Raw genomic sequence first — 21,856 nt, 5'->3', positions numbered from 1 at the left:
GGGCAATCCGATGGGGTCAGCCCTCCAGGGCGTCCAGCGCGCCGAGACCGGCCATCAGGCCCAGCCGGTCGTACTGCCACCAGCCCTCGACGATCTTTCCGTCCTCCCCGCACCGGAAGATGGTCGTGCCGGTCATGGAAGCCTGCTTCCCGGACGCGGGCATCCCCATGAAGTCGCCCGTGTGCGTGCCGTTCCACGTCCACCTCGTGCAGACGCGGTCGCCCTCGGTGATCTGGTCCTCGATGGTGAACGCGAAGTCGAAGCCGCCGTGCCACATCTCGATCTCGCGCCGTACCGCGTCGAGCCCGATGACGTCCTGCTCGTTGCCGGGATCGTGGTCGTGATAGCCCTCCGCCATCAGCGCGTTGAGCGACGCCGGCTCACCCGGGGCCGAGAGCAACTCGAAGTACGCGCGGATGTTCGCCGCGTAGAGCTGCTCGTCGCGCACCACGTCGAGGTCCGTGAACGTCGGCATGGCGTCGCAGAGCGCCACCATCTCCTGGAAGATCCTCTCGGTCTCCGGAAGGTTCGAGTTCCGCATCGCCTCTTCGTACGACGGGAACTCCACGATCTCCACGAAGTGACTCGCGTCGGAGCGGTCCTTGCCGATGACGCTGTGCGTCGCGGTCCGTCTCCCCTTGGTTTTCTCGACCCATGTGTCCATCAGCTGGTTCATCTCATCGAACCGACTGGTTCTACAGTCAATCAACTGCATGAATGTCATGGCGCCGCCTCCGGCCCCCTGGTCCGGTTGATTCACCCTCAATCCTCCCACCGGAGGGGCGGCACCACCCACCGCTCGATCATCGCGAACCCCGCGTTCCGCGCGTCCCGCCCGATCCCCCCGCCGGGGGGCGTACTTCGCCGGGGCGCTACCTCACTGAGGGCCGTACTTCCGCCCGGTCTTCGACGAGATCCCGCCCAGCAGCGCCCGCGGCGTCACCTTCACCACGCCCATCAGCACCTTGTACCGGGGATCGGGGACCGACAGGGTTCTGCCGCGGGCCAGATCGGCGAGGGCCGCCGCGACCAGCTTGTCGGCGTCCAGCCACATCCAGTTCGGGATGTTGTCCGTGCCCATGCCCGCCCGCTCGTGGAACTCGGTGCGCACGAAGCCCGGAGCCAGCGCCATCAGCCGCACCCCGCTGCCCGCGAGGTCCTTGGCCGCGCCCTGGGTGAACTGCACGACCCACGCCTTCGACGCCCCGTACGTACCCCGCGGAACGAACGCCGCGACCGACGCCACGTTGACGACCCCGCCCCGGCCGCGCTCCCGCATCGCCTCGGTCGCCGCCGACGTCAGCCGGAGCACCGCCTCGCAGTGCACCTTGAGCATCTTCAGCTCGTCCGCCATCGACACGTCCAGATAGCGGCCCTTGTTGCCGAAGCCGGCGTTGTTGACCAGCAGGTCGACCGGGCTCTTGCGGTCGGACAGCCGGGCGGCGACCTCCTCGATGCCCTCGTCCGTCGCCAGGTCCGCGGTGAGCACCTCCGCCTCGATGCCGTGCCGGTCGTGCAGCTCGGTCGCCTGCTCGCGCAGCCGCTTCGTGTCCCGCGCCACCAGCACGAGGTTGTGCCCGTCCGCCGCGAGCCGCCGCGCGAAGGCGGCACCGATCCCCGCGGTCGATCCCGTAATCAGAGCCGTTGTCATGGCGCAAGGGTAGTGACCGGCCGGGACCCCCGCCCCCGCCGCCGCCCACCGTCCGCCCGCGCTCCGTCCGTACCGAGCACCAGGCCCCGCGTACGCGGGCACACCGTGGACACGGCACGGACCTCCCCGCGGACGGGGGCTCGGACGCCGCCCCTATCCGCCGTACGTCGCCACGTACTCCCGCGCCGCCGCCAGCGACTCCGGGTGAAGGGCCTCGCCCGCCGCCAACAGGCTCGGCAGCAGCGTCCGTTCGGTCGTCGAGGCGCGGAACTGGACGGCGACGGTGACATCGTGGCCCGGCCGGTGCACGATCTCGACCGGGTCCCCGGAGCGGATCTCGCCGGGCTCGATCACCCGCAGATACGCGCCCGGCGCACCCCGGTGCGTGAACCGTCTGACCCAGCCCTTCTCGCCGAGGTGCTCCTGGAAGGTGCGGCACGGGATGCGCCCGCAGGTGACCTCCAGGACGAGCCCGGAACCCATCCGCCAGCGTTCACCGATCAGCGCGCCGGACACGTCGAGCCCCAGCGTCGTGAGGTTCTCGCCGAACCCGCCGTTCGGCAGCGTCCGGCCGAGCTCGCGCTCCCAGTCGTCGAGGTCCTCGCGCGCCACCGCGTACACCGCCTGGTCGTCACCGCCGTGATGCCGCAGGTGGCACACGGCGTCCCCGGCCAGCCCGCTCCCGCCGGTCCCCTTGGGCCCCGGCGCCGTCACGCGGACCGGGCCGTCGACCGGTCGCTTGTCGATGCCGGTCATGCCCCCCGGCTGGTCCGTGTACGGGACGGCCCGGGCCCGGCCCAGGTTCACTGACAGAAGCTTCATGCCATCAAGCTAGGTGATACAGGTCAAAGCGTCGACGTGATATTCGGCGCCGAACCCAAGACACGCTTATGCTCGATGGGTGATCGAGGCTCGTCATCTCCGTGTTCTCCGTGCTGTCGCCACCACCGGATCCTTCTCGGCGGCGGGCCGTGAGCTGGGCTGCACCCAGCCCGCCGTCAGCCAGCAGATGAAGGCCCTGGAGTCCTCCGTGGGTACCCCGCTGCTCGTCAGGACGGGCCGCGAGATGCGTCTCACCCAGGCGGGCGAGGCCCTGGTCAAGCACGCGGCGAGCATCCTGGCCGGCCTCACAGCGGCGGAGGAGGAGGTCGCCGCGATCGCCGGGCTGCGGGCGGGCCGCGTCCGCCTGGTCTCCTTCCCCAGCGGCAGTTCCACCCTCGTTCCCACGGCCCTCGCCGCACTGCGCGCGGCCCACCCGGGCACCCGTGTCTCCCTGGAGGAGGCCGAACCGCCCGAGTCCGTCGAGAAGCTCAGGGCCGGTGACTGCGACATCGCGCTCGCCTTCCGCTACGAGAGGGCTCCGGGCGCGGAGGAATGGGACGACCTCGTCGTACGGCCCCTGCTGACGGACCGCCTTGTCGGCCTGGTGCCCGAGGGGCATCGGCTCGCTCGCGCGGAGTCCGTCGCGATCGGCGAGTTCGCGGGTGAGTCGTGGATCGCGGGCTGCCCGCGCTGTCGCGGCCAGCTCGTCGAGGTCTGCCGCGGTGCCGGTTTCGAGCCCCGCATCGACTTCGCCACCGACGACTATCCGGCGGTGGTGGGGCTCGTGGGCGCGGGCCTCGGCGTCGCCGTCCTGCCGGAACTCGCGATCGAGTCCGTACGTCCGATGGGGGCCCGGACCGTGACGGTGGAGCCCGCGGTGCGCCGCGAGATCGTCGCCCTCACCCTCCCCGACCTCGCCGAGGTGCCGGCGGTGGCCGCGACGCTGGACCGGCTGGCACGGGCGGCGGCCCGCTAGCGCTCCGCCCGCCGGGGAGCCGGGCCGTCACGGACGGGCTCAACTCCTCTGTGTCGCTTGAACGCGCTGTGCGCGTCTCCTGTACGTGTCTGCGGCGTCGCTCACACGTGCCGCGCGCGTCTCCTGGACGTGTCTCCGGCCGTGCGCACACGCCCGCGCGCACCCATGGACCACCGGCCTGACGTACTCGACGCGGACGCTTCTTCAGGGCAGAAACGTTCCTTCAGTTGTTCGAGGCGGAAGCGTTTCCTGTGGCCGCCGCCGAGACCAGTCGGTTGCGGGCCCGTCCCATGAGCTCTTCACGCTCGTCCTCGGTCAGTCCGCCCCATACGCCGTACGGTTCGCGCACCGCGAGCGCGTGTGCCGCGCACTCCGCGCGTACCGGGCATCGCATGCAGACCTCTTTGGCCGAGTTCTCACGAGCGCTCCGTGCCGCACCACGCTCACCCTCCGGATGGAAGAAGAGCGAGCTGTCGACCCCTCGGCAGGCCGCGAGGAGCTGCCAGTCCCAGAGGTCCGCGTTCGGACCGGGAAGGCGGGAGAAATCTGCCATTGCGTGTCCCCTTGCTGCCGTTCTGGGCTGCTCTGTGCCCACCGACCGTACATCTACGATCTAAGGAGATGAAAATATGACTCATTGCGAATCTAGTCTCAGACACCAGTAAATGGGAAGAAAACAGGCTGAATGGGGCATGGGTTGTGATGAAACGTTGAGGGTCGGCGCGCATGTCTGCACCGTGTCCGCGCCCTCACGTACAGTGCCGATGACGGCCGGCTGCCCCGTAACTCTTTCGAGTGACCATCGTTGAGATGGCTGAGGCGGTTGAAGGAACAAGCGCTCGGGTAGGCGGTCATATCCGCCTGCGAGTGTCGACCGCACAGGTGACGATTCGTAACAGCCTGGAGGCTCAAGGTGACGCGCATCAGCTGCGGAGGACGGTCATGACATCCGTCCTCGTCTGCGACGACTCCCCGCTTGCCCGAGAGGCGCTCCGCCGCGCGGTCGCGACCGTGCCCGGTGTCGAGCGCGTGACGACGGCGGCCAACGGCGAGGAAGTCCTCCGCCGCTGGGGAGCCGACCGTTCGGATTTGATTCTGATGGACGTACGTATGCCCGGATTGGGCGGCGTGGAGACGGTCAGGCGGCTGCTGTCCGCCGACCCCGGTGCGCGCATCATCATGCTCACCGTCGCCGAGGACCTGGACGGTGTGGCGCTCGCCGTCGCCGCCGGCGCCCGCGGCTATCTCCACAAGGACGCCTCACGGGCGGAACTGCGCGCCACGGTGACCCAGGCGCTCGCCGACCCGACGTGGCGGCTCGCGCCGCGCAGACTGCGTTCGGCGGAGATGGGCGCGGCGCCCACGCTCACCGCGCGTGAGATCCAGGTGCTCGAAGGAATGAGCCACGGACGCTCCAACGCGGAGATCGGCCGTGAGCTGTTCCTCTCCGAGGACACGGTCAAGACCCACGCACGGCGGCTCTTCAAGAAGCTCGGCGCCTCGGACCGGGCGCACGCGGTCGCGCTCGGATTCCGGTGGGGCCTGGTTCGCTGAGGGGTGGCCCGTGGTCCGGGGTGGATCGGCGTACGCCGTCCGACGCGCCGCGTCGCACGGCGGAGAGCCGTCCTCGTACGGGGCGGGTCCGGGCGGTCCGGCGACGCGGCGAGGTGCCGTGGCTGTCGCCGCGCGCCCGCCGGGGATCACGGGACGGCTCTCGGGTGAGCCGCCTCGTGGCTATGACGGCAGCAGTCCCTGCCCGCCGGACGGCGGGCGGGGCCGGGGCCTCGGAGAGAGCCTTCTCGGTGTCCGGACTCCGTTTCCCGGCGGATGCCGCATCCTTGAGGTGTGGAGTTCCTTGGGGACAAGTCGGTCGAGCGGAAGGGGAGGGCGCAGGAGATGAGTTCCGGCGCACCTGCTCATAACGCTTCGGTGCACAACTATGGACGCGGTGCCACGGACAGGACGACGCCGAGGCACCATGGACCGATGCGTGAAGACGAGACGACGGGTATCGGTGCGCTCGTCCTTCGCGCGGTCGACGGCGACGAACAGGCCACGCACGACCTGCTCGCCCACGTACACCCGCTCGCGCTGCGTTACTGCCGCGCCCGTCTGTCCCGGCTCCCGGGGGACGCGCGGCACTTCGTGGAGGACCTGGCGCAGGAGGTCTGCGTCGCGGTGCTCCTCGCGCTGCCGCGCTACAAGGACACCGGGCGCCCCTTCGAGGCGTTTGTGTTCGCGATCGCCGCGCACAAGGTCGCCGACCTCCAGCGCGCCGCGATGCGCCATCCGGGGTCCACGGTCGTCCCGTCCGACGAGATGCCGGAGCGGCCCGACGACTCCCTCGGCCCCGAGGAGCGCGCGCTGCTCAGCAGCGACGCCGAATGGGCCAAGAAGCTCATGGCCAACCTCCCCGAGAACCAGCGCGAGCTGCTCCTTCTGCGCATCGCGGTGGGCCTCACGGCGGAGGAGACCGGCCAGATGCTGGGCATGTCACCGGGTGCAGTCCGGGTGGCCCAGCACCGGGCGCTCAGCCGGCTGCGGGCACTGGCGGAGCAGTAGGAATCCGGGTCCGGTCGCGGTGACGCCGCGGCCGGGGTGGCGCGGTTCCGTCGTGTCCGGCTCGCCCGTCGCGTCCCGGCCGGTAGGACACGTTCCGGTGATACCCGTCACCGCTGTCGTGCATCGCCCCGCACGCCGGGGCCCTTTTCCTCCGCAAATTGCAGGCAAAAGGTGGCGGATCCCGACGGCCTCGATCCGGCCTGCCGGGACGGCTCCGTGCCGTCCTCCGCGGGCGGAGCGGGGTACCGGACGGCGATCGTCCACCCCGGCTGGGCTGCCCGAGCGGGCTTCGGGCCCTTCCCCGGGCGCGGGCCTGAACGGGAACGACCGTCATCCCGTACGAACATACGAGGCCGAAGCCCACCCTCAACCGTGGAATGAGAGAGCCATGCTTCCCGTTAGCATGGACATCCGCACCGATCAAGGCCATTTGGGGAAGGTGTCATGACTGCCAACGTCGACGGAGTGCCCGCCAAATTCGCGACCCTCGGGCTGACCTACGACGACGTGCTGCTGCTGCCGGGCTCGTCGGACATGGCACCCGACCAGATCGACACCGCCTCGCACATCTCGAAGAACGTCCGGGTCAACATCCCGCTGCTCTCCGCCGCCATGGACAAGGTCACCGAATCGCGTATGGCGATCGCGATGGCCCGTCAGGGCGGCGTCGGTGTTCTGCACCGCAACCTGTCCATCGAGGACCAGGCCAACCAGGTCGACCTGGTGAAGCGCTCCGAGTCCGGCATGGTGACCGACCCGATCACCGTGCACCCGGACGCCACGCTCGGCGAGGCCGACGCGATCTGTGCCAAGTTCCGGATCTCCGGTGTGCCGGTCACGGACGGCGCGGGCAAGCTCCTCGGCATCGTCACCAACCGCGACATGGCCTTCGAGACCGACCGCTCGCGCCAGGTGCGCGAGGTCATGACGCCGATGCCGCTGGTCACCGGCAAGGTCGGCATCTCGGGCGCCGACGCGATGCAGCTGCTGCGCCGCCACAAGATCGAGAAGCTTCCGCTGGTCGACGACGCGGGGATCCTCAAGGGCCTCATCACCGTCAAGGACTTCGTCAAGGCGGAGAAGTACCCGAACGCGGCCAAGGACGGCGAGGGCCGTCTGCTCGTCGGCGCGGCCGTCGGCGTGGCGGGCGACGCCTTCGAGCGCGCCCAGGCCCTGATCGAGGCCGGCGTCGACTTCATCGTCGTCGACACCGCGCACGGTCACTCCCGTCTGGTCGGCGACATGGTCGCCAAGATCAAGTCGAACTCCTCGGGCGTCGACGTCATCGGCGGCAACATCGCCACCCGTGACGGAGCGCAGGCGCTCATCGACGCGGGCGTCGACGGCATCAAGGTCGGGGTCGGCCCCGGTTCCATCTGCACCACCCGTGTCGTCGCCGGTATCGGCGTACCGCAGGTGACGGCCATCTACGAAGCCTCGCTCGCCGCCAAGGCGGCCGGCGTCCCGGTCATCGGCGACGGTGGCCTCCAGTACTCCGGCGACATCGCCAAGGCCCTGGTCGCGGGCGCCGACACGGTGATGCTCGGCTCGCTGCTCGCGGGCTGCGAGGAGTCCCCGGGCGAGCTGCTCTTCATCAACGGCAAGCAGTTCAAGTCGTACCGCGGCATGGGCTCCCTGGGCGCCATGCAGTCCCGTGGCGAGCAGCGCTCCTTCTCCAAGGACCGCTACTTCCAGGAGGGTGTCGCCTCCGACGAGAAGCTCGTCCCCGAGGGCATCGAGGGCCAGGTGCCCTACCGCGGCCCGCTCTCCGCGGTCGTCCACCAGTTGGTCGGCGGTCTGCGCCAGTCGATGTTCTACGTCGGCGGCCGTACGGTGCCCGAGCTCCAGGACCGCGGCCGGTTCGTGCGCATCACGTCGGCGGGCCTCAAGGAGAGCCACCCGCACGACATCCAGATGACGGTCGAGGCGCCGAACTACAGCCGCCTCAAGTAGTCGTCCGTACAGCTGAACAGTCTCCACGCGCGCGTGTGGAGGCCGCCACGAGGGCGGTCCCGGAGGTTGCGGGGCCGCCCTCGTCGTGGGCGTCGGGGATACTGGGAGGCGCAGAAGCGAAGAGGGAAAGGCCACAACGTGACTGAGATCGAGATCGGGCGCGGCAAGCGCGGCCGCCGGGCGTACGCCTTCGACGACATCGCCGTCGTCCCGAGCCGCCGTACGCGGGACCCGAAGGAGGTCTCGATCGCCTGGCAGATCGACGCGTATCGCTTCGAGCTGCCCTTCCTGGCCGCCCCCATGGACTCGGTCGTCTCCCCGGCCACCGCGATCCGTATCGGCGAGCTGGGCGGCCTGGGCGTCCTGAACCTGGAAGGCCTCTGGACGCGGTACGACGACCCGCAGCCGCTGCTCGACGAGATCGCGGAGATGGACTCGGAGAGCGCGACGCGCCGGCTCCAGGAGATCTACGCGGCTCCCATCAAGGAGGAGCTGATCGGGCAGCGCATCAAGGAGGTGCGCGACTCGGGAGTCGTCACCGCCGCCGCCCTCTCCCCGCAGCGCACGGCGCAGTTCTCCAAGGCCGTCGTCGACGCGGGTGTGGACATCTTCGTCATCCGCGGTACGACGGTGTCGGCCGAGCACGTCTCCGGTGCCGCCGAGCCGCTGAACCTGAAGCAGTTCATCTACGAACTCGACGTCCCGGTGATCGTCGGCGGCTGCGCCACGTACACCGCGGCGCTGCACCTGATGCGCACCGGCGCGGCCGGTGTCCTGGTCGGCTTCGGTGGCGGTGCCGCGCACACCACGCGCAACGTGCTGGGCATCCAGGTCCCGATGGCCACCGCCGTCGCGGACGTCGCCGCGGCCCGCCGCGACTACATGGACGAGTCCGGCGGCCGGTACGTGCACGTCATCGCCGACGGTGGTGTGGGCTGGTCCGGCGACCTCCCCAAAGCCATCGCCTGCGGCGCCGACTCCGTGATGATGGGCTCCCCGCTCGCGCGCGCCACCGACGCGCCCGGCCGCGGCAACCACTGGGGCATGGAGGCGGTGAACGAGGAGCTGCCGCGCGGCAAGAAGGTCGACCTCGGCACCGTCGGCACCATCGAGGAGATCCTCACCGGTCCGTCGCACATCCCGGACGGCTCGATGAACATCTTCGGCGCCCTGCGCCGCGCCATGGCCACCACCGGCTACAGCGAGCTCAAGGAGTTCCAGCGCGTCGAGGTGACGGTCGCGGACGCGCAGCACAAGCGGTAGCCACCACGGCTTCACCAGAGCTCACGTCGGCGCGTGAGAAGGGCCCCACCGACTCGGTGGGGCCCTTCTTCACGTGTTCGGTTCCTTCCGGCCGTTCATCAGCGGGAACGGCCGGAGCGGCATCTCAGTGGCCGTGCCCGGCCTTGCGGGCGCTCTGGAACGCCACGTAGGCGGCGATCGCGAAGAACACGAAGGTCAGCGGGTCGGCCCCGTCCTTCCATGCCTGCTGGACCACGTCGAAGTGGTCGAAGAAGATCGTGCTGAAGCTGAGGCCGGTGTCGTCGGCGCCGATCATGGCCGTGCCGATGAGCTGACCGAGGTAGATCCCGGCGACGGAGACGATCACGCTGACGACCGGGAGCGTCTGGTTGCGGCCGCCCACGCGGCCCGCGGCGATGCCCACGAGGAAGCCGACACCGACGGCTGCGTAGCCGATCTCGTGCTTGGTGAGGCCGATGATCAGGCCGTACAGGATCGCGGAGACCACACCGGCGCCGATGGCGGCGACGAGGCCGAGCGGGAAGTTGCCGTGCGCCGGGGCGGCGGGCGGGACCGGGAAGCCCGGCTGGGGCGGGCCCTGCGGGTAGGCCTGCTGCGGGAATGCCTGCTGTGGGACGGGCGGCTGGTCGGCCGGCGCGGCGGGCGCGGCGGGCGCGGTCGGCGCGGGCGCGGGCGCGTCCGTGGCGTACGGGTTGTTGTCGACCGGTGGTCCGGACGGCGGCGTCGACTGGCTCATGTGGTTCCCCCCAGGGATGCGGGCGCACTGTGGGTGTGCGCGTGGAGTGCCGCCGCACACCTGTCGGCGCCCGAGGCATGGGCGCACGGGTGTGCGAGAGCTGCCGCAGATTAGCAGGGGGGAGTGACAACAGGTGAGGCAATTCCCCGGGCTCAGAGCCGGTGTGCCGCGCCGGTCGGGGTCGCCCCCCTCGTGTCCAGGAGGAGTTGGGCTTTCACGGACAGACCTTGCAGGTCGTACGTGCGGTGCTGTTGGAGCAGGATCGTCAGGTCGGCGTCGGCCGCGGCCTCGTAGAGGGAGTCCGCGCGCGGTACGGGCCGCCCGAGGACGCTCCAGGCCGGTACGTGCGGGTCGTGATAGCTGACGGACGCGCCGAGTTCCATCAGTCGTACGGCGATCTCGTGGGCGGGGGAGCCCTGTTGGTCGGCGATGTCGGCCTTGTAGGTGACGCCGAGGAGGAGCACCCGCGCGGCTCGGGCGGACTTCCCGTGCTCGTTGAGCAGCGCGGCGGCGCGCTGGATGACGTACTGGGGCATGTGGTTGTTGACCTGCCGGGCCAGTTCGACCATCCGGAGCGGGCGTCCGGAGGGGCCGCCGAGGTCCTGGGCGATCCCGTGGCCGCCGACTCCCGGGCCGGGCCGGAACGCCTGGAACCCGAACGGCTTGGTCTCCGCGCAGCGGATGACGTCCCACAGGTCGACGCCCAGGTCGTGGCAGAGCACGGCCATCTCGTTGACGAGCGCGATGTTGACGTGCCGGAAGTTGGTCTCCAGGACCTGCACGGTCTCCGCCTCGCGGGGACCGCGCGCGCGGACGACCTTGTCGGTGAGCCGGCCGTAGAAGGCGGCCGCCGACTCGGTGCACGCGGGGGTGAGACCGCCGATGACCTTCGGTGTCCCGGCGGGGGTGACGTCGCGGTTGCCGGGGTCGACCCGGCTGGGCGAGTACGCGAGGTGGAAGTCGCGTCCGGCGCGGAGTCCTGAGCCGGTTTCGAGGAGCGGGCGGAGGAACGCCTCGGTGGTGCCGGGGTGCACCGGCGATTCCAGGATGACCGTGGTGTGCGGGCGCAGCCGTGCGGCCAGGGTGCGGGCCGCCGACTCCACCTGGCCGAGGTCCAGGGCGCCGTCCGCGCCCCGTGGGGTCGGTGCGCAGATGACGGCGGTGCGGACACGGCCCAGTTCGGCCGGGTTCGTGGCCGGGCGGAAGCCGCCCGCGAGCATCCGGCGCAGTTCCGCGGGCGTGAGGGAGCCGCCCTCCGGTCCGGTTCTGTAGCCGAGGGTGGAGATGCCGGCGGCGACGGCGGCCTGGGCCAGGGGCAGGCCTAGGTGACCGAGTCCGATGACGGCGAGGTCTGCGGGCATGGAGTGGGCCGTCCTTCCCAGTAACCGATGCGGGACAGGTGCGCAAGCCCTGTGGACAGGATGGGCGAGAGCAATGTCAGACTAGGAGTAAATATGACCGATTTACGGGATTGATCGATCAAGATTCGCTGCGCGTCGCCGAGCGTTGTCCACAGGCTGAGGACGGACGGTGGCCGATGAGGGGAGAGACGGTCAGACTTTGGGCAGAGGGATGTGAGCCGGGCGTCGCCGGACGGGTGCGGCCAGCGCGACCTACAGCGGGAGGCAGCGGTGAGGACAGCGACACTGGGGCCGGCGGAGCGTGCCGAGTCACTGGCGGGAATGGCCGAGCGTGAGCTGGACGTGCTGGTCGTGGGCGCGGGTGTGGTCGGCGCGGGCACCGCGCTGGACGCCGCGACACGGGGTCTGTCCACCGGCCTGGTCGAGGCGCGTGACTGGGCGTCGGGCACATCGAGCAGATCCAGCAAGCTGATCCACGGCGGCCTGCGGTATCTGGAGATGCTCGACTTCGCGCTCGTCCGCGAGGCGCTGAAGGAGCGCGGCCTTCTCCTCGAACGGCTCGCCCCGCATCTGGTCAAGCCGGTCCCGTTCCTCTACCCCCTCCAGCACAAGGGCTGGGAGCGGCTGTACGCGGGCTCCGGCGTCGCGTTGTACGACGCCATGTCGATGGCCAGGGGCCACGGCCGGGGCCTGCCCGGCCACCGCCATCTGAGCCGCCGCCACGCCCTGCGCGTCGCGCCGGCCCTGAAGCGGGACGCGCTGATCGGCGCCCTGCAGTACTACGACGCCCAGATGGACGACGCCCGCTATGTGGCGACCCTGGTGCGCACGGCCGCCTCGTACGGAGCGAAGGTCGCCAACCGCGCGCGGGTCACCGGATTCCTGCGCGAGGGCGAGCGGGTGGTCGGGGCCAGGGTGCGCGACGTCGAGGGCGGCGGCGAGTACGAGGTCCGCGCCCGCCAGATCGTCAACGCCACGGGCGTGTGGACCGACGACACCCAGGCCATGGTCGGGGAGCGGGGCCAGTTCCACGTCCGGGCGTCCAAGGGCATCCATCTGGTCGTGCCGAAGGACCGGATCCACTCCTCGACGGGCCTGATCCTGCGCACCGAGAAGTCCGTGCTGTTCGTGATCCCGTGGGGCCGCCACTGGATCATCGGCACCACCGACACCGACTGGGACCTCGACAAGGCCCATCCGGCCGCGTCCAGCGCGGACATCGACTATCTGCTGGAGCATGTGAACTCGGTGCTCTCCGTGCCGCTCACCCGCGACGACGTCGAGGGGGTGTACGCGGGGCTGCGGCCGCTGCTGGCCGGGGAGTCGGACGCCACCAGCAAGCTGTCGCGCGAACACACCGTGGCCCACCCGGTGCCCGGACTCGTGGTCGTGGCCGGGGGCAAGTACACGACCTACCGGGTGATGGCCAAGGACGCGGTCGACGAGGCGGTGCACGGCCTCGACCAGCGTGTCGCCGAATGCGTCACCGAGGACGTCCCGCTGCTCGGCGCCGAGGGGTACCGGGCGCTGTGGAACGCGCGAGCGCGGATCGCGGCGCGCACCGGCATCCATGTGGCGCGTGTGGAGCATCTGCTGAACCGGTACGGGTCGCTCGCCGAGGAGCTCCTCGACCTCATCGCGGCCGACCCTTCCCTCGGCCGGCCCCTGCCGGCCGCCGAGGACTACCTCCGGGCCGAGATCGTCTACGCCGCCTCGCACGAGGGCGCCCGCCATCTGGACGACATCCTGACCCGGCGCACCCGCATCTCCATCGAGACGTTCGACCGGGGCACCCTCAGCGCCCGTGAGGCCGCCGAACTGGTGGCGCCGGTGCTCGGCTGGGACAAGGAGCAGATCGAGCGCGAGGTGGAGCACTACGAGAAGCGGGTCGAGGCCGAGCGGGAGTCCCAGCGCCAGCCGGACGACCTGACGGCGGACGCGGCCCGGCTGGGGGCGCCGGACATCGTGCCGTTCTGACCGCCGCTTTTTGCCCGCGTCACCCGAACGGGTGCGGTGAGCCGGGATCTCCGCCCGCTGCCCGGCCGTTCTACGGGGTGCGGGGACAGAACTCGGAGGCGAGCACGGCCGGTTCGAGAGTCGGGTCCGTGACCCCGTCCGTGTTCACCCGGAAGGTGAGGACACGACGACCGTCGACGGTGGCCGCGCTGCGCACGTAGCTGCCGGAGATCCGGCCGTTGTGCCCCCACACCGTGGTGCCGCACGGCAGCTTCACCGGGTACAGCCCCATGCCGTACGAGCCATGTGCGGCCCGGGTGTCGAGCATCTCGCGCAGCCAGCGCGAGGGCAGCAGTCCGCCGCCGAGCAGGGCCGCGTAGAAGCGGTTCAGGTCGGCCAGCGTGCTCACCAGCTCACCCGCCGCGCCGGCCACGCGCGGGTCGAGCTCGGTGACGTCGGAGCCGTCGGCGGTGTACGCGCGGCCGTGCGGCGCGGGAAGCGTCGCGCGGGCGCCGGGGAACGAAGTACCGGTCAGACGCAGGGGGGTGATGATGCGCCGCTCGGCCTCGGTGGCGTACGAGTGGCCGGTGACCTGTTCGACGATCATGCCGAGCAGCACGTAGTTGGTGTTCGAGTAGGCGAAGCGGCCGCGGGTGGCCGGGGGACGGGTGAGTGCGATGCGCAGGGCCTGAAGAGGAGTCACGGGGACGGCGCCCCGGGTCGTCGTGGTGAAGTCGTAGAGGCCGCTGGTGTGGTGGAGCAGGGCGCGCAGCGTGATGCGGCGGCCGTCGTTGCCCGCGCCGCGCACCAGGCCGGGCAGATGGTCGTCGACGGAGTCGGACAGGGACAGCCGGTGTTCGGCGGCGAGTTGGAGGACGACGGTCGCGATGAACGATTTGGTGATGCTCCCGGCACGGAAATGGTCGGAATGGCTGATTCCGTTTCCGGCGCTCGAAAAATGTGAACCGGATCCGTCGTCGGCGAGCAGGGCGGCCGCGGGGGCGCCGCCCCGGGTGACGAAACGGGCGACGAGGCGGGTGAGCGCGGTGTCCGGGACCGGGGCGACGGCCGTTCGCGCGGCGGCCGGTGCCTGATCCGGCGGTTGGGCCCGGACGGCCGCGAACAGCGCCAGGGACACGGGTATGGCCAGGAGCGTCCGAAGTGTCCAGGGCGGCGGCATCGCGGGGTCCTTCCTTGTCGCGGCCCATGATGAGGTACGTCGCTGTGCGGGGGACCCCAGCGGGGGCCGGTCCTTGAAACGGGCGCGGGGGACTCGCGGGACCTCGGTCGCGGGGCGGCCGGCACGCGCGGCGGCGGCCGGGGGAGCGTCTTCGGCGGACTCCTGGCGTCTCACTGGCTGAGCTGTTGCGGTTCCAGGGGCCCCCAGGGCGCCGGGCACTTGTCGGGTAGGGGACAATGGAGGCTCTGTCAGGGCGGGTTGCATGAGGGGACGCATGTCGGAGGCAGAGCGGGCGGGAGCATCCCGTCAGGACAAGAGCGATCGTCTCCTCGCCGGGCGGTACCGGCTGGGGGATGTTCTCGGCCGCGGCGGCATGGGCACGGTGTGGCGCGCCGAGGACGAGACCCTGGGCCGTACGGTCGCCGTGAAGGAGCTGCGGTTCCCGTCGGCCATCGACGAGGACGAGAAGCGCCGGCTGATCACGCGCACGCTGCGGGAGGCCAAGGCCATCGCGCGGATCCGCAACAACGGCGCGGTGACGGTCTTCGACGTGGTCGACGAGGACAACCGGCCGTGGATCGTCATGGAGCTCATCGAGGGCAAGTCCCTCGCCGAGGCCATCCGCGAGGACGGGCTGCTCACGCCGAAGCGCGCCGCCGAGGTGGGCCTGGCCATCCTCGACGTGCTGCGCTCGGCGCACCGTGAGGGCATCCTGCACCGCGACGTGAAGCCGTCGAACGTGCTGATCGACCATGACGGCCGGGTCGTGCTCACCGACTTCGGCATCGCCCAGGTGGAGGGCGACCCGTCCATCACCTCGACCGGCATGCTCGTCGGCGCGCCCTCCTACATCTCGCCGGAGCGGGCGCGCGGTCACAAGCCCGGCCCCGCGGCCGACCTGTGGTCGCTGGGCGGCCTGCTGTACGCGGCGGTCGAAGGCGTGCCGCCGTACGACAAGGGCTCCGCCATCGCGACGCTCACCGCCGTGATGACCGAGCCGGTCGAACAGCCCAAGAACGCGGGCCCGCTGGAGAACGTGATCTACGGCCTGCTCGCCAAGGATCCCGAGCAGCGGCTCGACGAAGCGGGCGCCCGGGCCATGCTCAACGAGGTGCTGCGCGAGCCCGAGAAGAACGTGCCGGAGCCGCCGGACGCGACGAAGGTCGTGGCCATGCCGCCGCTGCCGGAGGAACCGGCGCGGCTGCGCGGGGCGCTGCGGTCGGTGCGCAAGGCCGCGACCGCGGCCGGGGCCGCCACGGCAGCCGCCACCTCGGCGGCGGCCTCCCGTGCCAAGACGGCCGGCGGCCCGGGCTCCGACCGGGCGCAGGGAGCGGCCGGGACGGCCTCCCCGAGCACGGGTCCGGGGTCCGGCACGGAGGCCGGCCCGGTCGGCGGCGCCTCCGGGGCGACCGCCGCGGCCAGTCCTTCCGTGCCGGTACAGCCGAGCGGTCCCGAGGGCAAGCCGGTGAACTCCGGCTCGGCCGGAGGCGGCGGAACCGCGGGTACGCGCGGCGGTTCGGGGTCCGGATGGCCGGTGGCACCCGAGCGCCCGGTCCGCCCGGCGCCGAAGGCCTCTCTCACGGATGTCGTGCCGCTGCGCACCCTGGTGATCCTCGCGGTCGTCGTGGCGCTGGTCGTGGTCGGCACCGTGCTGGCCCTCACGATCGGCGGCGGGGACGACGACGGCGCCAAGGGCGGCACCGGCGCCAAGGCGACCGCCTCCAGCGGAGCGGCCGCCGGCAGCGGGAAGAGCGGCGACGACAGCAAGGGCGACGGCAAGGACAAGGACGGCACGTCGGGCACCGGCGGCGACGACAAGTCCGGCTCCGGCTCGGACGACTCCGACACCTCGTCGGACAAGGACACGAGCAAGAGCGACTCGGCCGGTTCGAGCGGCGACGGCAAGGAGCCGGGCTCGGGTTCCGCCTCCGTGACGACGTACAAGAGCGGCCAGGGCTTCTCGATCGGGCTGCCGAAGGGGTGGCAGTTCCAGTCCCAGGACGCCGCGGGCGCCCGGTTCACCGGCCCCGACGGACAGAAACTCCTCGTCGGCTGGACGTCGACGCCCAAGGACGACCCGGTCGCCGACTGGAACAACCAGGAGCGCTACATGACGCGCTCCCAGTACAAGAAGATCGTCATAGAGAACGTGAGCTACCGCGGCTGGAACACGGCCGACTGGGAGTTCACCTATGTGGACGGCGGCACGAAGTTCCACTCGGTCGACCGGGGTTTCGTGGTGAACGCGCATCAGGGCTACGCGCTGATGTACACGGCCAAGGACTCCGCGTGGAGCAGCGCGCTGCGCAAGAGCACATGGGCCACGCTGACCAAGACGTTCCAGCCGAAGTCATGACGTACCGCCGGCCGAGGTGACGTTCCGCGACGAACGGAGCCCGAGATCTCGCATCACCGCTCTGCGGGTTGCCTCGGGCACGTATCGTGAGTGGTTGCGGACCGAACGAAGCCACAACGGAACGCACGGCGAACGGAATTGACCAACCGGTCGGCTGGGGGAGCATCGTGGACGACTACGCGGGACGGGTACTGGCCGACCGCTACCGCCTGCCCCTGCCGCCGTCCGACGAGTACGAACTCGCCGAGAGCCGGGCCTTCGACACCTACAGCGGGCAGGAAGTCCTGGTACGGCAGGTGCCGTTGCCCGAGGTCGTCGAGGCGGAGGTGCTCGACGCGGACGGCCTGCCCGAGGGGTTCGTGGCCCGGGACGGCGGGGTGCGGCGGGCGTCCGCCCGCACCACCCGGCGGCCCACCGAACCGGCGGTGCTGCGCGCGATCGACGCGGCGCAGGCCGCCGCGAGGATTCCCGACCACCCCCGGCTCGACCAGGTCTTCGACGTCTTCGCCGAGGGCGGGTCGCTGTGGATCGTCAGCGAGTTGGTGCCCGCGAGGCCGCTGGCCGCACTGCTCGCCGAGAAGCCGCTCAGCCCCTACCGCGCCGCGGAGGTCGCGGCCGACGTCCTCACCGCGCTGCGGGTCCTGCACGCGCACGGCTGGGTGCACCGGAACATCACCGCGCGCACGGTGCTCGTCTGCGACGACGGCCGCGTCCTGCTCACCGGACTGGCGGCCGGGGCCGCGGAAGAGGCGCTGTGCGGGTACGACCCGGTCCCCGCGCCGGAGGACGACTTCACGGCCGGTCACGGATCCGGCCCCCGCACCGGGCGGCCCGGTGACGCCGGTCCGGCCGGGACGGGCACGTTCTCGGGTGCCGCCGGAGGCGGGCAGGGTGCCGCGGGCGGACGGGGACCCGTAGGCGGTGGCGGGTTCGGCGGCGGCGCGCGCGGTGTCGCCGTGGCGGCCACGAGCGGCGCGGACGCCGAAGCGGCCCGGCGGGCGGCGATCGAGGCCCGCGCGGAGCAGGGAACGCCGGTCCCGGGGGCACCGGTCCCCGGAGCACCCGTGGCGGGCGGACCGCGCGCCCTCGAAGCGGGCGGTCCGGCGGGTCCGGGCCGTCCGGCGGGTACGGCCGGACCGGACGGCGGACCGGAGACGGGCGGGCAGGCGGAGGACGCCGGGGACGACATCCGCGCCGCGCGCGCCGGAGCCATCGCCGCGTACCGCGCCGGAGCGCGTGCCGCCGCCCGCGTACAGGGCGAGCGCCGGGGCGACCCGCTCGCCCTGCCGGCGCCCCGGCCCTCCGCACCCGGCGAGCAGACCGGCCAGGACAGCCGATACGGCACGTCCTCGCACTCCCCGCAGACCCAGGCCCACAACGTGCCGCAACTGCCCGGCCAGGGCGGCCGGCAGCACCCGGCCGGTGCGCCCCCGGGCCAGATAGCCGACCCGTACGGAGTCGGCGGCACCGGCAGGTACGGAGTCCAGCCGCCCCCTGCCGGAGCCCCCGGCGGGAACGACGGCCCGGCGCGCCCCACACTGCCCTCGGGACCGGGACCGGGACCGGCGCTGGGCCCGGGCGGCAGGCCGGCTCCGGGTGACACGGCGTACGGCCGTTCCGCGCTCGCGCCCGGACAGGACCCCTACGGCACCGGGCACGGCAGCCGTCCGGGCGTTCCCGCCCCCGGACGGCCCCTCGGCGGCGAGCGGGTCGCGGACGACGGCCGGCGCACCGGCGGGTTCCAGGCGCCCGGCGACACCCGGGTACCCGTGCCTCCCGGCGGATTCACCGACCCCGGACACACCCGCATGCCCGGTGTCTCCCAGGCCCCCGACCACATCCCGGTGCCCGGTACCCCGCGCGATCCCGGCCCCGCCCCGCACTCCTCCGGCCGTCCCGGCGGCGGGTGGGGCGATCTGGTCGCCGGGACGCCGCCGCGCCGGGGGCCGGCCACCGCGCTCGCGGCCGAGCGGGCCCGGCAGGCGCGGATGGCCGTGGTCGGGCCGGTCACCGAGCGCTGGGCACCCGAGCAGGCCGGACCGGTGCACGAGAACTGGCAGTTGGCGGCTCCGATCGGACCGGCGACCGACCTGTGGGCGCTGGGCGCGCTGCTCTTCCGCGCCGTGCAGGGACACGCTCCCTATCCGGAGGAGAACACCGCCGAGCTGGTCCAGCTGGTGTGCGCGGAGCCGCCCGCGTTCGCCGAGGAGTGCGGGCCGCTGCGGCCCGTCGTCGAATCGCTGCTGCGCCAGGACCCCACGGAGCGGCTCGACTTCGAGGAACTGCGCGGCTGGCTGCGGTCGTTGGTGCGGTCCGCGCCGGAGCCCGAGGCGGGGGCGCATGTCGTGCCCGCGCCGCCCGTCGACCCGAGCCGGCTGCCGATCGTGCGGCGCCGGGGCGAGCTCGTCCGCAGGCGTCGCGCCGGACTGCCCGCGACCAGCCCGCACGCCCGCCACAAGCGGGCCAGGCGGGAGAACGAGGCGGGCCCGCGCCGATTGGGCCGCAACCTGCTCCTGCTCGTCCTGCTCCTGCTGGCCGCGGCGGTCGCGTACGCGGTCGCCTTCATGCCCAAGGCGGACCGGAGCGGCACCGGTGACGGGCGCACCGGCGCCGCCGGACAGGCCGGCCCCGCCACGCGGAGCGCCGGCGACCCGACGGCGAGCAACGCGCCCGGCTCCGACCAGGCCTCGCCGGAGCCCGGCAAGAGCCCCTCGGGCAAGTCCAGTTCGACCTCCTCGCACACCACCGCCGATCCCGGCGTCGCCGACGGGTTCACCCTCCGCAAGGACCCCGAGGGATTCCGGGTCGCCGTGGCGAGCGGCTGGACGCGTTCGCCGAAGAACGGCAGCGGCCAGGTCGTCTACTCCCAGGGGGACTTCGAGCTCATCGTCGTACCCGGGCGGGACGGCACGGCCACGTACGGCAGCGACCCGATGACCTATCAGCGGGAGAGCGAGAAGGAGTTGCAGCCCTTCCGGGACTCGACCTGGGCGACCTCCAGCGGGATGCGGCGGATCGACGTGGGCGGCAGGGCGATGGCCGAGGGCCAGTTCACCTGGCAGGACTCCGCGGGGCATTCGCTCTACGTGCGCAACCTCGCGATCCTCGTCGCCGGGCACTACCACGTGGTGCAGGTGCGCGGCCCGGACGCCGAGCGCGACGAGGTCTCGCGGCTGTACGAGCAGGCGTCGTCGACGTACCAAGTCGGCCGCTGAGCAACCCTTTTGCCCGCCACACCCCGCGTTTGGGCAGGTAGGGGCCGCTGAACACCGAACGGTTCCCTTCCGTACAGGGAAGGGACAACCGTCACAGTGCGGTCTCCGTACGACCCCGCTTGTTCCCAGGGTGGGTACCGCTCCTTAGTCTGACCCTGTCAAGACCATTGCGGGGAAACGTGAATCAGATGCAGGGCCTGCTCCTCGCGGGCCGCTACCGGCTTGTCGACTCCATCGGCAGCGGTGGCATGGGCCGGGTTTGGCGCGCCCACGATGAGGTGCTGCACCGCGCCGTCGCGGTCAAGGAGCTGACCGCGGCGCTGTACGTCGCCGAGAGCGACCTGGCCCGGCTGCTCGCCCGGACCCACGCCGAGGCGCGGGCCGCGGCCCGGATCAACCACTCGGCCGTCGTCACCATCCACGACGTGCTGGAACACGACAACCGGCCGTGGATCGTCATGGAGCTGGTGGAGGGCAACTCGCTGGCCGACGAGGTCAAGGAGCAGGGGCGCCTCGAACCGGCCGAGGCCGCGCGGATCGGGCTGTGGGTGCTGCGCGCGCTGCGCGCCGCGCACGCCGCCGGTGTGCTGCACCGGGACGTGAAGCCGGGCAACGTCCTGCTCTCGTCCGACCGCCGCGTCCTGCTCACCGACTTCGGGATCGCGCAGGTCGAGGGCGATACGACGATCACGCGCACCGGCGAGATCGTCGGTTCCGTCGACTACCTCGCGCCCGAGCGGGTGCGCGGCCACGACCCCGGTCCGGCCTCCGACCTCTGGGCCCTCGGGGCCACGCTGTACACCGCGGTGGAGGGCCGGTCGCCGTTCCGCCGCACCTCGCCCATCGGCACCATGCAGGCCGTCGTCGAGGAGGAACCCGCCGAACCGGTCAACGCGGGGGTTCTGGGGCCGGTCCTCGCCGCGCTGCTGCGCAAGGACCCGGCCGATCGGCCCGGCGCGGCGCAGGCCGAGCAGATGCTCGCCGAGGCGGCGTCGGGACGGCTGTCGAGTGAGGCGCAGGCGTATGCGCCGACGGGGCAGGCGGGGTACGGCACCCCGGAGACGCGGACCGGCACCGGTACCCGCGCGCACACGGCCGCCACCACGCCGTACCGGCCGGTGACGATCGGGTCCGTGCCCGCACCGCCGAAGCGGCACCGCCTGCGGACGTTCGCCCTGGTCGTCGCCCTCGCGACGATCGTCGGCGGGGGTGTCGCGGTCGCGCTGCAGCACTTCGGCACGGGCGGCAGCCCCGGCGGCTCCGCCTCCGCGTCGTCGACCCGGAGTGCCGACACCAAGCCGAGCACCAAGCCGAGCGGCAAGGGCGGTCAGGGGGCGGTTCCCACCGGCTGGGAGCGGCACGACGAGGTGGGCTTCAGTGTCTCCCTGCCCAAGGGGTGGAAGCCGTCCGTCTCCATCGACCAGGACGGCCTCCGCCAGGTCGACTACTCACCCGACAACGGCAAGCACCTCGTACGGGTCGCCGTCGACACCGATCCGGACTTCGACTCCTCGTACAAGCACATGAGTGACCTGGATGGGAACCTCTCGGTGCGGCTGCGGGACTACAGCCAACTGCTCCTCAAGGAGGAGCTGTTCCGGGATCAGCCGGGTGCCCGCTGGGAGTACACGTGGGACGCCCTGGCCAAGGACGCGCCGCACTACTTCCCGGGGCCCTACCGTGCGATCGACGTCGGGTACATGAAGAGCGACGGCACCGAGTACGCCGTCTACGAGTCCTCGCCGGCCGCCGAATGGACCGCCACCAAAAAGCAGTTCGACACGATCCTGCGGAGCTTCCAGGAGGGCTGATCCGAGCCTGAGCC

At 71.8% G+C, this 21,856-nt stretch carries 16 protein-coding genes; 9 read left to right on the top strand and 7 right to left on the bottom strand.

The features are described from left to right. Nucleotides 1–16 precede the first annotated feature (16 nt). The 3 genes from ACF07B_RS16100 to ACF07B_RS16090 all read right to left on the bottom strand — a co-directional run bounded on the left by ACF07B_RS16100 (nucleotide 17) and on the right by ACF07B_RS16090 (nucleotide 2,473). Nucleotides 17–724 (bottom strand): ester cyclase, encoded by a 708-nt coding sequence (locus ACF07B_RS16100; protein WP_392179539.1) that lies wholly within the window; start codon nucleotides 722–724, stop codon nucleotides 17–19. Between the two features lie 153 nt (nucleotides 725–877). Beyond that, on the bottom strand, nucleotides 878–1,651 hold the full coding sequence (locus tag ACF07B_RS16095) for an SDR family oxidoreductase (RefSeq protein ID WP_328670967.1): 774 nt from the start codon (nucleotides 1,649–1,651) through the stop codon (nucleotides 878–880). Nucleotides 1,652–1,804: 153 nt separating this feature from the next. Next, the gene (locus tag ACF07B_RS16090) at nucleotides 1,805–2,473 is read right to left on the bottom strand and encodes an MOSC domain-containing protein (protein ID WP_392179393.1); all 669 of its coding nucleotides are present in this window, start codon (nucleotides 2,471–2,473) and stop codon (nucleotides 1,805–1,807) included. Between the two features lie 79 nt (nucleotides 2,474–2,552). On the opposite strand from ACF07B_RS16090, the gene ACF07B_RS16085 reads away from it, so the two are divergent. Then, nucleotides 2,553–3,449, top strand: a complete 897-nt coding sequence (locus ACF07B_RS16085) for a LysR family transcriptional regulator (protein WP_392179392.1) — start codon at nucleotides 2,553–2,555, stop codon at nucleotides 3,447–3,449. Nucleotides 3,450–3,672: 223 nt separating this feature from the next. Here the strand turns inward: ACF07B_RS16085 and ACF07B_RS16080 are convergent, their stop codons facing one another. Then, entirely contained in the window at nucleotides 3,673–4,002 is a 330-nt protein-coding gene (locus ACF07B_RS16080) for a WhiB family transcriptional regulator (RefSeq protein ID WP_362406782.1), read from the bottom strand. Between the two features lie 389 nt (nucleotides 4,003–4,391). On the opposite strand from ACF07B_RS16080, the gene ACF07B_RS16075 reads away from it, so the two are divergent. From ACF07B_RS16075 to ACF07B_RS16060, 4 genes are all read left to right on the top strand, one after another. Beyond that, nucleotides 4,392–5,003 carry a response regulator transcription factor gene (locus tag ACF07B_RS16075; RefSeq protein WP_003948568.1) on the top strand — a complete coding sequence of 204 codons (612 nt, stop codon included), beginning with the start codon at nucleotides 4,392–4,394 and terminating at the stop codon, nucleotides 5,001–5,003. A gap of 432 nt (nucleotides 5,004–5,435) precedes the next feature. Further along, nucleotides 5,436–6,011 (top strand): sigma-70 family RNA polymerase sigma factor, encoded by a 576-nt coding sequence (locus tag ACF07B_RS16070; protein WP_326785994.1) that lies wholly within the window; start codon nucleotides 5,436–5,438, stop codon nucleotides 6,009–6,011. A gap of 444 nt (nucleotides 6,012–6,455) precedes the next feature. After that, nucleotides 6,456–7,964, top strand: coding sequence for an IMP dehydrogenase (gene guaB / locus ACF07B_RS16065; RefSeq protein ID WP_369484432.1), 1,509 nt, complete (start codon nucleotides 6,456–6,458; stop codon nucleotides 7,962–7,964). A gap of 138 nt (nucleotides 7,965–8,102) precedes the next feature. Then, nucleotides 8,103–9,227 (top strand): GuaB3 family IMP dehydrogenase-related protein, encoded by a 1,125-nt coding sequence (locus ACF07B_RS16060; RefSeq protein ID WP_362406776.1) that lies wholly within the window; start codon nucleotides 8,103–8,105, stop codon nucleotides 9,225–9,227. Nucleotides 9,228–9,351: 124 nt separating this feature from the next. Here the strand turns inward: ACF07B_RS16060 and ACF07B_RS16055 are convergent, their stop codons facing one another. Beyond that, complete coding sequence (locus tag ACF07B_RS16055) at nucleotides 9,352–9,963, bottom strand: hypothetical protein (RefSeq protein ID WP_392179391.1); 612 nt, start codon at nucleotides 9,961–9,963, stop codon at nucleotides 9,352–9,354. A 152-nt stretch (nucleotides 9,964–10,115) separates the two neighbouring features. After that, nucleotides 10,116–11,324, bottom strand: a complete 1,209-nt coding sequence (locus ACF07B_RS16050) for a nucleotide sugar dehydrogenase (RefSeq protein WP_369484434.1) — start codon at nucleotides 11,322–11,324, stop codon at nucleotides 10,116–10,118. A 270-nt stretch (nucleotides 11,325–11,594) separates the two neighbouring features. Between ACF07B_RS16050 and ACF07B_RS16045 the strand changes: the two genes are divergently transcribed. After that, nucleotides 11,595–13,301, top strand: coding sequence for a glycerol-3-phosphate dehydrogenase/oxidase (locus ACF07B_RS16045; protein ID WP_392179390.1), 1,707 nt, complete (start codon nucleotides 11,595–11,597; stop codon nucleotides 13,299–13,301). A 70-nt stretch (nucleotides 13,302–13,371) separates the two neighbouring features. Here ACF07B_RS16045 and ACF07B_RS16040 read toward each other — a convergent pair whose 3' ends face one another. Continuing rightward, nucleotides 13,372–14,460: a serine hydrolase domain-containing protein gene (locus ACF07B_RS16040; RefSeq protein WP_392179389.1), complete on the bottom strand. Its 1,089-nt coding sequence runs from the start codon at nucleotides 14,458–14,460 to the stop codon at nucleotides 13,372–13,374. A 274-nt stretch (nucleotides 14,461–14,734) separates the two neighbouring features. Here ACF07B_RS16040 and ACF07B_RS16035 point away from each other — a divergent pair, with 274 nt between their 5' ends. From ACF07B_RS16035 to ACF07B_RS16025, 3 genes are all read left to right on the top strand, one after another. Beyond that, nucleotides 14,735–16,816, top strand: coding sequence for a serine/threonine-protein kinase (locus tag ACF07B_RS16035; RefSeq protein WP_392179388.1), 2,082 nt, complete (start codon nucleotides 14,735–14,737; stop codon nucleotides 16,814–16,816). A 167-nt stretch (nucleotides 16,817–16,983) separates the two neighbouring features. Further along, a complete protein-coding gene (locus ACF07B_RS16030; protein ID WP_392179387.1) occupies nucleotides 16,984–20,031 on the top strand; it encodes a protein kinase in 3,048 nt (1,015 codons plus the stop codon). Between the two features lie 188 nt (nucleotides 20,032–20,219). Then, the gene (locus ACF07B_RS16025; RefSeq protein WP_392179538.1) at nucleotides 20,220–21,842 is read left to right on the top strand and encodes a serine/threonine-protein kinase; all 1,623 of its coding nucleotides are present in this window, start codon (nucleotides 20,220–20,222) and stop codon (nucleotides 21,840–21,842) included. Nucleotides 21,843–21,856 lie beyond the last annotated feature (14 nt).

Origin of the sequence: Streptomyces sp. NPDC015532 (genome assembly GCF_043078065.1) — a bacterium.
Lineage (GTDB): Bacteria > Actinomycetota > Actinomycetes > Streptomycetales > Streptomycetaceae > Streptomyces.
Note: the sequence above shows the minus strand (reverse complement) of the source record. Positions and strands in the feature narration are given on the sequence as shown.